The sequence below is a fragment of the Acidovorax sp. ACV02 genome (assembly GCF_014851475.1).
Classification (GTDB): Bacteria; Pseudomonadota; Gammaproteobacteria; order Burkholderiales; family Burkholderiaceae_C; genus Acidovorax; species Acidovorax delafieldii.
In genome coordinates this window covers 236,094-249,264 of the sequence record NZ_JACUZU010000002.1, presented here as the reverse complement: position 1 = coordinate 249,264, position 13,171 = coordinate 236,094, and the positions used below count along the sequence as shown (strand labels likewise).

12 protein-coding genes are annotated in these 13,171 nt (G+C 68.5%); 7 read left to right on the top strand and 5 right to left on the bottom strand.

What is annotated here, in order from left to right; genetic code table 11:
• Positions 1 to 45: 45 nt before the first annotated feature.
• Positions 46 to 264 (bottom strand): hypothetical protein, encoded by a 219-nt coding sequence (locus tag IB236_RS05035; protein ID WP_056057588.1) that lies wholly within the window; start codon positions 262 to 264, stop codon positions 46 to 48.
• Complete coding sequence (locus tag IB236_RS05030) at positions 264 to 3,173, bottom strand: DNA topoisomerase III (protein WP_192419243.1); 2,910 nt, start codon at positions 3,171 to 3,173, stop codon at positions 264 to 266. Before IB236_RS05030 ends, IB236_RS05035 begins: the two co-directional genes overlap by 1 nt.
• Before the next feature lie 119 nt (positions 3,174 to 3,292).
• Here IB236_RS05030 and IB236_RS05025 point away from each other — a divergent pair, with 119 nt between their 5' ends.
• The 4 genes from IB236_RS05025 (at position 3,293) to IB236_RS05010 (ending at position 6,230) form a co-directional block, all read left to right on the top strand.
• Positions 3,293 to 3,847 (top strand): SET domain-containing protein, encoded by a 555-nt coding sequence (locus IB236_RS05025; RefSeq protein ID WP_192419242.1) that lies wholly within the window; start codon positions 3,293 to 3,295, stop codon positions 3,845 to 3,847.
• Positions 3,844 to 4,698, top strand: coding sequence for a biotin--[acetyl-CoA-carboxylase] ligase (locus IB236_RS05020; protein WP_192419239.1), 855 nt, complete (start codon positions 3,844 to 3,846; stop codon positions 4,696 to 4,698). The genes IB236_RS05025 and IB236_RS05020 overlap by 4 nt, the downstream gene beginning before the upstream one ends.
• A gap of 46 nt (positions 4,699 to 4,744) precedes the next feature.
• Entirely contained in the window at positions 4,745 to 5,476 is a 732-nt protein-coding gene (locus IB236_RS05015; protein ID WP_192419237.1) for an SPOR domain-containing protein, read from the top strand.
• 262 nt (positions 5,477 to 5,738) lie between these two features.
• Positions 5,739 to 6,230 (top strand): DUF6882 domain-containing protein, encoded by a 492-nt coding sequence (locus IB236_RS05010; RefSeq protein ID WP_225580977.1) that lies wholly within the window; start codon positions 5,739 to 5,741, stop codon positions 6,228 to 6,230.
• A gap of 31 nt (positions 6,231 to 6,261) precedes the next feature.
• Here the strand turns inward: IB236_RS05010 and IB236_RS05005 are convergent, their stop codons facing one another.
• From IB236_RS05005 to IB236_RS04995, 3 genes are all read right to left on the bottom strand, one after another.
• On the bottom strand, positions 6,262 to 7,266 hold the full coding sequence (locus IB236_RS05005; protein WP_192419230.1) for an MBL fold metallo-hydrolase: 1,005 nt from the start codon (positions 7,264 to 7,266) through the stop codon (positions 6,262 to 6,264).
• Positions 7,267 to 7,418: 152 nt separating this feature from the next.
• The gene (locus IB236_RS05000; protein WP_056056626.1) at positions 7,419 to 8,870 is read right to left on the bottom strand and encodes a sensor histidine kinase; all 1,452 of its coding nucleotides are present in this window, start codon (positions 8,868 to 8,870) and stop codon (positions 7,419 to 7,421) included.
• An 80-nt stretch (positions 8,871 to 8,950) separates the two neighbouring features.
• Positions 8,951 to 9,625 carry a response regulator transcription factor gene (locus IB236_RS04995; RefSeq protein ID WP_056056624.1) on the bottom strand — a complete coding sequence of 225 codons (675 nt, stop codon included), beginning with the start codon at positions 9,623 to 9,625 and terminating at the stop codon, positions 8,951 to 8,953.
• Between the two features lie 149 nt (positions 9,626 to 9,774).
• Here IB236_RS04995 and IB236_RS04990 point away from each other — a divergent pair, with 149 nt between their 5' ends.
• From IB236_RS04990 to IB236_RS04980, 3 genes are all read left to right on the top strand, one after another.
• Positions 9,775 to 10,431: a response regulator gene (locus tag IB236_RS04990; protein ID WP_192419227.1), complete on the top strand. Its 657-nt coding sequence runs from the start codon at positions 9,775 to 9,777 to the stop codon at positions 10,429 to 10,431.
• Positions 10,428 to 11,840 (top strand): HAMP domain-containing sensor histidine kinase, encoded by a 1,413-nt coding sequence (locus IB236_RS04985; RefSeq protein ID WP_225580976.1) that lies wholly within the window; start codon positions 10,428 to 10,430, stop codon positions 11,838 to 11,840. Before IB236_RS04990 ends, IB236_RS04985 begins: the two co-directional genes overlap by 4 nt.
• Positions 11,841 to 11,940: 100 nt before the next feature.
• Positions 11,941 to 13,152, top strand: coding sequence for a serine hydrolase (locus tag IB236_RS04980; RefSeq protein WP_192419226.1), 1,212 nt, complete (start codon positions 11,941 to 11,943; stop codon positions 13,150 to 13,152).
• Positions 13,153 to 13,171 lie beyond the last annotated feature (19 nt).

Below are 13,171 nucleotides of genomic sequence, written 5' to 3'. Positions count from 1 at the left end.
CCCCGTCCTGGTTGAAGACGGGCTGCGCGCGGTGGCAGCTTGCAGTCAGCGGGTGCGCTCCCGCGTCACGTTCACGTCGATATCGCCAAACACGGTCACGCCGCTCGCGCCCTGGGGCTGCTGCTGGCTGGCCGGGTCGCTGGAGCGCGCGGAGCCTGTGGTGGTGCAACCCCCCAGCGCAGCGGCAACCGCGAGTGCCACCAGCGCGGTGCGGCAGACGCTGCCCGCCATCGACGCGATAGGCACCATGTTCAGCGGCTTCATCATTCGCCGCCCAGGTGGTTGCCCAGGATGCCCGCCAGCTCAAACATGCCCGCGCTGTCCTTGCCGAACACGGCGCGCAGCTTGTCATCGGCCACGATGGTGCGCTTGTCCTTGGGGTCTTGCAGGTTGTGGGCCTTGATGTATTCCCACATCTTCTTCACGGCCTCGGGGCGCGCCACCGGCTCGTTGCCAATCACGGCGGCCAGGGCTGCGCTGGGGGCCTTGCCCGCGGCGGCCTTGCGCGGGGCTTTGGCAGCCGTCGTTTTGGCTGCGGCCTTCTTTGCAGGAGCTTTTTTGGCGGCAGCGCCAGTGGCTTTTGCCTTGGTTGCTATTGTTTTTGAAGCGGCGCCCGGGCGGGGTGGGAACTTGCTGGGCGCGAATTCAAAGTTGACCTTGCCCGCCTCCTTGTCCCACGCCAGGTGGGCCTTGAAGTTGCGGCGCGTGCGCATGCTCACGAACTTGTCGAGCAGGTCGGTCTTGCCGGTCTCCAGCAGCTTGTGCATCTGCTCGCGCTCTACGGGCTGCTGCAGGATGATCTTGCCGCTCTTGAAGGTGCAGCTGGGCGTCGGCTGCGCCGCGGTAGGCACGGCCTTGCTGCACACGTAGTTGCTGCCGTGTTCGTGCACTTCCGATCCGCAGATGGGGCAAGGGCCGAGCGCGGCGTCTTCAAACTCCACGATCTCGCCGGACTCTTCGCCCTTCTTGTCGTCGCCAAAGTCGAATTCGAGCTTGTAGTTGTGCGCCTCGTCGTCGTACTTGATGACGATCTCGGACGTGAAGGGCCAGCCCGCCTTGGAGCGGAAGCCCTCCAGCGGGCCGATCTTCTTGTCCCGCAGCAGGGTGTTGGCCTCGGCGGTTTCAAAGGTGCGGCCTGCAGGCGATTTGCCAAAACTGAAACCGCAGCCTTCCGACCCGGGCTTGCCCACACAGGCAAAGCGGCGGTAGTTTTCCTTCACCACACCGCCGCAGTTGGGGCAGGGCGATTCGAGCGTGGCGTAGTCGCCGGGGATGGTGTCGCGGTCGTATTCCTTGGCCTTCTTGACCATGCGCTCCGTCATGGCAGCGATCTCGGCCATGAAGGCTTCGCGGCTCAGTTGGCCCTTTTCCATTTGCGAGAGCTTGTACTCCCACTCGCCGGTCAGATCGGCACGGCAGAGTTCTTCCACTTCCAGACCGCGCAGCAGTGTCATGAGCTGGAAGGCCTTGGCCGTGGGGATGATTTCGCGGCCTTCGCGCAGCATGTACTTTTCGGTCAGCAGGCCTTCGATGATGGCCGCGCGCGTGGCAGGCGTGCCCAGGCCTTTTTCCTGCATGGCTTCGCGCAGTTCGTCGTCGTCGATCTGCTTACCCGCGCTTTCCATGGCGCCCAGCAGCGTGGCTTCGGAGTAGCGGGCGGGTGGCTTGGTCTTGAGGCCCTTGGGGTCGGCGGCCAGGGTGTTGACGCTCTCGCCGGGCTTCACCGGCACCAGGTTCTGGCCCTTGTCGCCGTCCTTGCCGCCTTCCACTTCGTCGGCCGCTTCCTTGCCATAGATGGCCAGCCAGCCCGGCTTGACCAGCACCTTGCCTTCGGTCTTGAAGCTGTGCGGGGCCACGGTGCTGATGCGCGTGGTCACCGTGTATTCAGCGCTGGGGAAGAACACCGCCATGAAGCGGCGCACGACCAGGTCGTACAGCTTTTGCTCGGCTTCGCTCAGGCCGCTCGGTGCCTGCAGCGTGGGGATGATGGCGAAGTGATCGCTGACCTTGCTGTTGTCAAAGATGCGCTTGGACGGGCGCACGTAGTTGTTGTTCAGCGCCGTGAGCGCGTGCGGCGCCAGATGCCGCATGCCGCTGTCGGCCAGCATTTCAAAGGTCTGCTTGGCCACCGGCAAATAGTCTTCCGGCAGCGCGCGCGAGTCGGTACGTGGGTAGGTCAGGGCCTTGTGGCGCTCGTACAGGCTTTGCGCCAGGGCCAGCGTGGTCTTGGCCGAGAAGCCGAACTTGCCGTTGGCCTCGCGCTGCAGACTGGTCAGGTCGAACAGCAGGGGCGATGCCTGTGTGGTGGGCTTGCTCTCTTCGGTGACCGTGGCCTGCTTGCCGCGCACGGCGTTGGCTATTGACTGTGCCTCGGCGGCGGACCACACACGGTCCGCGCGCATTTCCACATCCTCGCCTTTCTTCCACTTGGGGTCGAACCACTTGGCGGGGTACTCGCCGGCTTCCGCGCCAAAGGTGGCGTGGATTTCCCAGTAGTCGCGGCTGATGAACTTGCGGATCTTTTCCTCGCGCTCCACCACCAGCGACAGCGTGGGCGTCTGCACCCGGCCCACGGTGGTCAGGAAGAACCCACCATCGCGCGAGTTGAACGCCGTCATGGCCCGCGTGCCATTGATGCCCACCAGCCAGTCGGCCTCGGAGCGGCTGCGGGCCGCGCTGGCCAGGCCCGCCATCTGCTGCTCGGTGCGCAGCGCATCAAAGCCGTCGCGGATGGCCTGGGGCGTCATGGACTGCAGCCACAGGCGCTTGACCGGTTTGCCCAGGGGCTTGGCGCCACCGGCGTACTGTTCGATCAGGCGGAAGATCAGCTCTCCCTCGCGGCCCGCGTCGCAGGCGTTGATGAGCTGTGTCACGTCCTTGCGCTTGGCCTGCTTGACCACCGCGTTCAGGCGGCTCTTGGTCTTGTCCACGGGCTTCAGGTCAAAGTACGGCGGGATCACAGGCAGGTGCGCAAAGCTCCACTTGCCGCGCTTCACGTCAAACTGCTCGGGGGCCTGGATCTCCACCAGGTGGCCCACGGCGCTGGTGACTACATAGCGGTCGTTCTCGAAGTGGTCTTCGTGCTTCTCGAACTTGCCCGCCACGGGGGTCAGCGCGCGCACGATGTCTTGCGCCACCGAGGGTTTCTCTGCAATTACCAGGGTCTTGGTCATTTTTTGGTTTCTCGCCAGTCTGGCTGTCCGGCATCCGGCCGGTCGCTTCTACAATTCGTTGCCTCACGCGTACACGCGCACGCGCATGTGTGCATATTCAAGTTAACAGAGTTTTTGCCATGCCCCGCACCGCACCGCCTGCAACCCCGACCCCCGCGCAGGGCCGTCGCATCCAGACCCGGCGTTCGGGCGTGCACGGCAAGGGCGTTTTTGCCGTGCAGGATATTGCAGAGGGCGAAGTCCTTGTCGAATACACGGGTGAAGTGATCGGCTGGCAGGAGGCGCAGGACCGGCACCCGCACGACCCCTTGCAGCCCAACCACACGTTCTACTTCCATGTGGATGAAGACCACGTGATCGATGCAAAGTTCGGTGGCAATTCGTCGCGCTGGATCAACCACAGCTGCAACCCCAACTGTTATGCCGACGAGCGGGACGGCCGCATTTTCATCACCGCGCTGCGCAACATCAAGGCGGGCGAAGAGCTGAACTACGACTACGGCCTGATCATTGAAGAGCGCTACACCCCGAAGCTCAAGGCCGAATACCCCTGCTGGTGTGGCAGCCCCAACTGCCGGGGCACGCTGCTGGCGCCCAAGCGCGGCTGGGCACCTCCCGTGCCGCTGCCGCCGTCCAAACCTTCCGCCAAGGCCGGCAAAAAGGCCCGGCGATGAATGCCCCCATCCGCTGGCCTGCCGAGGCCGTCTGGGAAGCGGTGTCACCGCTGTTACCGGGCTTTACCGTCGAGGTGCTGCCCACCATCGACTCCACCAACACCGAATTGATGCGCCGTGCGCGCAACGGCCAGTGCGAGCCCACCTTGCTGGTGGCCGAGCAGCAGACTGCCGGGCGCGGGCGGCTGGGGCGGGTGTGGCAAAGCGATGTGGGGGCTTCTCTCATGATGTCCTTGGGACTGCCGCTGGCCCCCCAGGACTGGTCCGGCCTGTCGCTCGCCGTGGGGGTGAGCGTGGCTGAAAGCCTGCAGCCCGTGCTGCCTGCGCTGGGGGCGGGGCAGCCTGCGCGTGTGGGGCTCAAGTGGCCCAACGACCTGTGGCTTGGCGGCGCTGCGGGCGACCGCAAGCTGGGTGGCATCCTGGTGGAGACGGCCAGTTTTGTGGCACCCCAGGCTGTGGCTTCGCAGGCCAGCACCAGCACCGCGCGTTATGTGGTGGTGGGCATTGGCATCAACGTGCTGCGGCGCAGCCCCGAGGGCATGAGCATGCCCCCCGGCAGCCTGCAGGAGGTGGAGCCGGGGCTGGACGCACCCACCGCCCTGCTGCGCATCGTGCCGCCGCTGGTGGCCATGCTGCAGTCGTTTGCGGGCTATGGGTTTGCGCCCATGCAGCCCCGCTTTGCGGCACGTGATGTGCTGCAGGGCCGCGCGGTGACGCTGAGCGACGGCCACACCGGCACCGCGCATGGCGTGGGCGATGATGGCGCGCTGCTGGTGCACACAGCCGGTGGCATGCAGGCCATCACCAGTTCTGAAATCAGCGTCCGGCCGGCGGCGGTGCCACCGGTGTGAGACAGCTTCCTCTTCCGATGCGAGTGTTCTTGAAAGGCCGCGCCCCATGCTCCGTCTTGCCGTGATCGTGCTGTTGCTGGCCAACGCGGGCTACTACGCGTGGTCGCAGGGGCTGCTGCGCCAGTTTGGCTATGCGCCGCAAGAGCAGTCCGAGCCCCAGCGCATGAACCAGCAGATCCGGCCCGAGACGCTGCAGATCCTGAAGGTCAACCCCAGCAAGACCTCCTCTGCTGCGCCTCCCGCCCCCGCATCTACTTCCCCATCCCAGGCCACCGCCGCCAACGACTCCCCCACCCCCGCCTCCACACCGGCTGCCCCGGCCCCCGCAGACTCTGCGGAGTGCCTGCAGGCCGGCGTGTTCGACGACCGTCAGGCCGAAGTGCTGCGCACGGCGGCTGCTGGCTTGCCCTCAGGCAGCTGGACGCTGGAGCCCACGCCCGTGCCGGGCCGCTGGATGGTCTACATGGGGCGCTTTGACGACGTGGAAACACTGGACCGCAAACGTGCCGAGCTGCGCGCCCGCAAGGTGGACCACGACCGCGCCGGGGGCACGCTCGAACTGGGCTTGTCGCTGGGCCGCTTTGCATCGAAAGAGGCGGCCGAGCGCGAGCTGGCCAACCTTGGCAACAAAGGCGTGCGCACGGCGCGCGTGATCCAGGAGCGCGCCGAATCCCCCGGCTTCACGCTGCGCCTGTCTGCCGTGAACGACGCGCTGCGGGCACAGCTGGATGTGCTGCGCACGGCCATGGCGGGCAAGACGCTGCGCACCTGCGGCTGAGCACCTTCACCATGAACGAAGAGCAGACATCCATCCAGTGCGGCGAGCACGGAGAGGCCGCGCCCACCTACGTGTGCGGCCACCTGTGCCGCCACCCGGTGCAGCGCTGGTTTTGCGATGCGCCGTCGCCAGACACCCCTTACCCGGACGCCTGGTGTGCGAGCTGCCATACCGAGCTGCTCAAGACAGGCGGCGAGTGGAACGAACACAACGCGGACTGCCTGGACCTCCAGATCCTGTGCCACCACTCTACCAGGACTCCATGGCAAGCAGCGTGGAGGCCCTGGACGGTGATGCCGAGGCCGCCTGGATCGATGTGGTGACACAGGGGCACCATGCGCTGCGGGACAAGCAGCGCGCACTGGAGCAGGACCACGGCATCTCGCACTTTGAACGCTGGGACTACGACCAGGCGGCAGGCACCTTGACCTTTTCAGACGGCGGTGTGCCCCGCCTGGTGGCCGACATCGAGTTCATCGGCTCCGTGTCGGAGGCCAGCGGCACCTGGCTGTGGGCCTGGGCCAATTTCCACAACGAGGCCCCGGTGGTGTCGCGCATCGCTGCGGTGCGGGAGTGGGGCGAAACCCAAGGCTTCCTGCACCTCACGGTGCCGCTGTGGAAGGGCGATGCTACCGATGGCTGGGAGCTGTCGGGCGTGGCCGCGCAGGTGCTGGGCGCCCAGGGTGTGTACCGCGTGCCCACGGGCCGGGGTTTTTTGTACATGGCCTTGATGTCGGTGCAGCGCGTGGCGTGAGCACGGTTGCTGCGCCAACCCCGGTGCAGCGCTATGGCAACGGTATGGCGCGCGTCCCGCCCTGCCGCATGAGCCAGACGCGGTCCAGCGGCAGGCCACGCTGCGCCAGTGCGGCGGCCAGGTCGCGCGGCGGGTGGTCGAAGGCCTCCTGCGTCAGCATGAACGTGCCCCAGTGCACACCCATGGCCTGCCTGGCTTCCACGTCCAGCATGAGCTGCACGGCGTCCTCGGGGTTCACGTGCATGGGCTTCATGAAGTCGCGGGGCAGATAGGCGCCGATGGGCAATGCCAGAAAGTCCACCGGCCCCAGGCGCTGGCGGATGGCCTTGAAGTCGTCGCTGTAGCCCGTGTCGCCCGGGAACAGAAAGCGCCAGGGCGCAGCCGCCTGCGGGCGCGACCATTCCAGCAGGTACCCGCCCCACAGCGAGGCATTCGTATCCCACGGGGTGCGGCGGCTCCAGTGCTGTGACGGTGTGAACACCACGCGCACGCCGGGGGCGATGTCGGCGTGCTCCCACCAGTTCAGCGCGGTGACGGGGCCCATGCCCCGCTGTGTGAACCAGTCGGCCAGCCCCAGCGGCACCACAAAGCGGGGCGACTGGCCCGCGTCGCGCAGGCGGCGCAAGGTGCCGTAGCACAGGTGGTCGTAGTGGTTGTGCGAGATCAGCACTACATCGATGGGCGGCAGGTCCTCGGGCGCCAGGGGCGCAGGCACACGGCGCGGGGCACCAAAGCGGCCCAGGGGGCCCGCAAAATCGCACAGCGTGGGGTCGATCAGCACGTTGAGGCCCGCCACCTGCAGCAGCATGGAGACATGGCCCAGCCAGGTGATCACGGGGGCCTGCTGGCGCTGTGCCAGGCGCGCGGGGTCCACGGGCTGCGTCCACTGCCGGGCAAAGGCCCCGTAGCCGCCCGCAGGCTCGCTGCGCGGCTTGAAATCGCCGCGCAGCGAGCGCCAGACCATTTCGTACCAGGGGAAGTTGCCGATCACCACGGCAGGGTGCGTGTTGGCAAAGCGGCGGGGCGGTGAGGTCATGGAGGGGGGCTGCGTCCGTGCAAAAAGATCGGGCCAGGCTACGAGGCCGCATGATGCCGGATGCCCGGTGCTGTGGCGGGTTGCCAGCGCATCAACCCTGCGGCGTGGTGGTCTTGTCCTCTGCCACGCCAGCGGCAGCGCCCGCCACGGTGTCAGCTGCCCGCCACCGCGTCCCGCGCCGCAAAACGCACGCTGAAGCGTGCACCGGGCGGGGTCTGGCCAGGCCGTGCGTCTTCGAGCGTGACCTCGGCATCGTGCTTGCTGGCGATCTCCAGCACGATGGGCAGGCCCAGGCCGGAGCCGTCGGCCTCGCTGCCCAGGGCGCGGTAGAACGGCTGGAACACCAGCTCGCGCTCGGCCTCCGGCACGCCTGGGCCGGAGTCCTCGACCTGCAGCAGCAGCACATGGCCGAAGGTGTCGGCCAGCACGCGGGCGGTGACCACGCCGGGCTTGTCGGGCGTGGAGGGCGTGTAGTTGATGGCGTTGTCCACCAGGTTGCGCACCAGCTCCTTGAGCAGCGTGGGGTTGCCGTCGATCAGCACACCCGGCGATCCGGGCTCGGCGCCGTCGTAGCCCAGGTCGATGTGTTTGTCGAGCGCACGGGGCACCGAGTCGCGCACCACCTCGATCACCAGGCGCGCCAGGTCGCAGGGCTGGCGGGCAATGCCCACGCCGCTGCCCTCGGCCCGCGCCAGCGCCAGCAGCTGGTTGACGGTGTGCGTGGCGCGGATGCTGGAGCGTCCGATCTGCTGCAGGGAGCGCTTGAGCTCTTCGGTGCTGGTGCCTTCGCGCTGGGCCAGGTCGGCCTGCATGCGCAGGCCCGCCAGCGGGGTCTTGAGCTGGTGCGCGGCATCGGCCAGAAAGCGCTTTTGCGTGGCCAGCGAATCGTTCAGCCGCGTGAGCAGGTCGTTGACGGACGACACCAGTGGCGCCACTTCGAGCGGCACGGTGCGGTCGTCCAGCGGCGAGAGGTCGTCGGGGTTGCGCGCGCGGATGCGCTGCTCCAGCTGGTTGAGCGGCTGGATGCCGCGCGCCAGCGCCAGCCACACCAGCAGCACCGCCAGCGGCAGGATGACGAACTGCGGCAGCATCACGCCCTTGATGATTTCGGTGGCCAGCACGCTGCGCTTTTCGCGCGTCTCGGCCACCTGGACCAGCGCCACCGGCGTGTCTTTCAGCGGCAGGCGCACCCAGATATAGGCCACTCGGATGTCAATGCCGCGCATCTCGGCATCGCGCAACCGCACCTCGCCCGACAGGGGCACCTCGTCGCTCGGGGGCTCGGGCAGCTCGCGCTCGCCCGAGAGGAACTCGCCGCCCGGGCCGATGACCTGGTAGTACACGATGTCGGAGTCGTCGGCCCGCAGGATCTCGCTGGCGGGCTGGGGCAGGTTGAACTGGGCCTTGTCGCCCACCACGCTCACCAGTTGGGCGAGGGCGTGGGCGTTGTACTCCAGCGCCCGGTCAAACGGCTTGTTGGCCAGGCCCTGCGCCACCAGCCAGGTCAGCGCCAGGCTCACAGGCCACAGCAGCAGCAGCGGCGTGAGCATCCAGTCCAGGATTTCGCCGAACAGTGAGCGCTGCTCGCGCTGGAAGATCTTCACAGCGGCCGCCGTGGCATTTTTGAAGCCAAAACACCCGATAGCGCCAGATTCATATGCACAAGCTGCTATCGTTTTGATAGTTAATTGGGGATCTTCTCAAGGCAGTAGCCCAGGCCGCGCACGGTGGCGATGCGGATGGGCCCGCCTTCGATCTTCTTGCGCAGGCGGTGGATGTAGACCTCGATGGCGTTGTTGCTCACCTCCTCGCCCCACTCGCACAGGCGCTCCACCAGCTGCTCCTTGCTCACCAGCCGGCCGGCGCGCTGCAGCAGCACTTCCAGCAGGCCCAGCTCGCGGGCGGACAGCTCGATCATCTTGCCGTCGATGGTGGCCACGCGGCCGGCCTGGTCGTACACCAGCGGGCCATGCTTGATGGCACTGCTGGTGCCGCCCATGCCCCGGCGCGTGAGGGCACGCACGCGGGCTTCGAGCTCTTGCAGGCTGAAGGGCTTGGCCATGTAGTCGTCGGCGCCAAAGTCCAGGCCCTTCACGCGCTCTTCCACGCTGTCTGCGGCGGTGAGGATGAGCACCGGCAGGGCGGAGCCCCGGCCGCGCAGCTTTTTCAGCACCTCCAGCCCATGCATCTTGGGCAGGCCCAGGTCCAGGATGAGCAGGTCGAACTCGTTGTTGGTCATGAGCGCCGCGTCGGCCTCGCTGCCGCTGGCGACATGGTCCACCACGGCGCCCGAGGCACGCAGCGTGCGCAGCAGGCCATCGGCCAGCACCTGGTCGTCTTCGGCAATGAGGATGCGCATGCGGACTGTCTCCTTGGGTGGTGCGGCCCGTGGGCGGGCCTGTGTCGTCATTGTCTGCCTGTGCGAGGATTTTAGGGTGCCCAAAGACGCCAGCTCCCGGTCCGGCGTCTTTGGCTGACTGCAAGCTGGGGACGCGGAAAATGGCGGCCATGCACATCCTGCTCATCGAAGACGACCTGGACCTGGGCCAGGCCCTGCTGCAAGCCCTGCAGCAGGGCGGCTTCACTGTGCAATGGCTGCGCAGCGTGGCCGCCACGCCGCCCCTGCCCGACGCCAACGAGGTCGCCGCCGTGCTGCTGGACCTGACCCTGCCCGACGGCCAGGGCATGGCGTTGCTGCGTCGCTGGCGCCGCGCGGGCCTCAGCCTGCCGGTGATCGTGATCACGGCCCGCACCGCCTTGCAGGACCGGCTCGACGGCCTGGACGGCGGTGCCGACGACTACGTGCTCAAGCCCTTCGATGTGCCCGAGCTGCTGTCGCGCTTGCACGCCGTGTTGCGGCGCAGTGCGCGCCAGGCCAGCGAGGAGTGGACGCTGGGCGCGCTGCGCGTGGCGCCCCGGCGGCACGAGGCCTGGGTGGGCGACGAGCCCCTGGCGCTGTCGCCGCGCGAGTTCCGGCTGATGGTGGAGCTGGCGCGCGAACCAGGCAAGGTGGTTGCCAAGAACGTGCTTGCCCAGCGGCTCGAACCCCTGGGCGATGCGCTGGACGCCGCCACGCTGGAGGTGCATGTCTCCAACCTGCGCAAGAAGATCGGCGCAGAGCGGGTGGTCACGGTGCGTGGCGTCGGCTACCGGCTGCAGCCATGACACCACCGACCGAAACCCCCGCGCCCCCACGCGGCTGGTGGGGCCCGAGCCTCATGCGCCGCACCCTGCTGGCACTGCTCGCGGCCATGGCGCTGGTGTGGCTGGTGCTGCTGGGCCAGGCGGCCATCACCCACTACCGCGCCATGGACACCAACCCCGGCGTGCGCCAGCTGGCGCAGGGGCTGGCAGGGGCGCTGGCCACGCTGGAGCAACCCGCCGAGGCCCGCGCGCTGGTGCACGGCATGGCCCACACCCTCAACGCCATGCGCGCCGATGTGGACCTGCTGCAGGGCACCTCGGTGCTGCTGCAGCTGCAGGACCGCACAGGCCAGCTTCTGCATAGCAGCACGGCCGGTGTGCGCGCCGTGGTGCTGGCAGGCGACGCGGGCCATGCCGCGATGGACGTGGCCGGCACACCCCATTGGGTGGCCTGGGAAAGCACGGGCCCCTGGCGCGTGGTGGTGGCCGAGCCCCGCCTGGCCGATGCGCGGCTGCTGGGCTTCATGGGCGAAGACCTGGCGGCCTCGGTGCTGCTGGCGCTGCCGCTGGTGGGCCTGCCGCTGTGGCTGGCCGTGCGCACCGGGCTGCGCCCGCTGGCGCGGCTGGATGCCCAGATCGCCGCGCGCTCGGCCAACGACCTGCGGCCGCTGCAGCACCTTCCGCCCCAGCGCGAGCTGCACGGCCTGGCCCAGTCGTTCGACCAGCTGCTGGCCCGCCTGCGGGCCCACCTGGCGCGCGAAAAGGCCCTGGTGCACGACGCGGCCCACGAACTGCGCACGCCCATGGCCGTCATCGCCACCCAGGCCCATGTGCTGGCGCAAGCCCCCGAAGGCCCCGCACGCGCGCAGGCCAGCGAGGCGCTGACGCGCGCCGTGCAGCGCGCCGCGCACCTGAGCGAACAGCTGCTCATGCTGGCAGCCCTGGAAGAAGCCCCCGCGCTGGACTCCGCCGCGCCCCAGGACCTGATGGCGCTGCTGCAGGACTGCCTGGCAGAGCGCGTGGGCTGGGCCGAGGGCCTGGGCGCGGAGCTGTCGCTGGACGGCCCGGACACCCTGGAGCTGCCGTTGGACCGCCAGCTGCTCTGGTCCGCCCTGGGCAATGTGCTGGACAACGCGCTCAAGCACGGCTGCGGCCCCGGTGCGGGGCGCGAGGTGCAGTTGCGGGTGTGGCAGGAGGGCGGCGACGTGGTGGTCTGGATTGCCGACGACGGCCCGGGCATAGCGGCCGGCGAGCAAGACCGGGTGTTCGAGCGCTTCTGGCGCTCGCCGCGCGCGCGCAGCAGCGGATCGGGCCTGGGACTCACCATTGCACAGCAGGCCATCGGCCACCTGGGCGGGCAGGTCCGCCTGGGGCCGGGGCTTCACGGGCGGGGCGTGGGCTTCACGCTGCGCTGGCCGGTGGCGGGCTGACAATCCGCACCCGGCAGCTCCACGCCCAGCGCAGATCTTTGGGTTCGCCCAAGGTTCGCGTTTCAACAATCCCGGCATCTTCTTCACTTCACGAGATGCCATGAACCCTACCCACCTTGTTACCCCTTCCACGGCGCGCAGCGCCCTCCTCCTCTCGCGCCGCCACTGGCTGGCCGCTGCAGGCCTGTCCACGCTGGGCGGCGTGCTCACCGCCTGCGGCGGTGGCGACGACGACGACCCCCGCGAAGCCCACAAGCGAGTGCAGACCCTGGCGCAAGGGCTGGTGAAGCAGGGCGTGGTGGGCGCCGCAGCCGGGTGGGCGGACCCGCACCAGGTCCGCACAGCCGTCGCGGGGCTGCGCCGCCTGGGTGGCAATGCGCCCCTGGCCACGGGCGACCTGATGGCCATCGGCTCCAACACCAAGGCCATGACGGCCTGCGCGGCCGCGAGCGTGGTTGACCAGGGCCTGCTGCGCTGGGACAGCACGCTGGCCCAGACGCTGCCCGAGCTGGCGCAGAGCGCCCTGCCCGCCTACCAGCAGATCACGCTGCGCGACCTGCTGGACCATCGCGCCGGGGTGATGGGTTTTTCAGCCATCGAAGACGTGGACCTGTTCGTGAATGCAGTGGGCCCCGAGGTGCTGGCGCGCTGGCAGCAACCTGCGGAGGCGGAGGCGTTCTTCCTGCAGTGGCTGCTGCGCCAGCCGCCCGTTCGCGGCACGGGCGCAGACCCGGGCTTTGCCTACTCCAACGCAGGCTATGCGCTGGCGGCCCGCATGCTGCGCGCGGCCACGGGTCTCGGGTGGGAGGATTTGCTGCGCCAGCGCGTGGCCCAGCCCCTGGGTCTTTCGCTCTTTGTGGGAGAGCCGATGCGTGCCGGGAGCCAGCAGCCCGCCGGGCATGAAATCCTGGACGGGCGGCTGCAGCCCCTGCCGCTGGCCGAGGCGCCGGAACGTGTGTGGCTGGAGGTCTTGGACCCGGCAGGCGCCGTGAGCCTGACGGTGGAGGAGGACGCACGGTGGCTGCAGTGGCATCTGCGGGCATTGCGCGGCGAAGCCACCCCCTTGCCGCGCAGCTACGTGAAGGGTCTTCAGGACCTGGGGCACGCCCCCGCAGGCCGCTATGGCCTGGGTTGGCTGGTGCATGCGGCGCACGGCACGGGCTGGTTGCTGCACAACGGCCAGGACGCGGGCTTTCAGGCCATGTCGGTGGTCGCACTCGATGGTTCGCGCGCGGGCCTGGCCCACAGCAACATCGCCACGGCAGAGAGCATGGGCCTGCTCTACGAAGGGGTCTCCACGCTGGTGGCCTGAGCCCGCCGGGCCTGCGTCG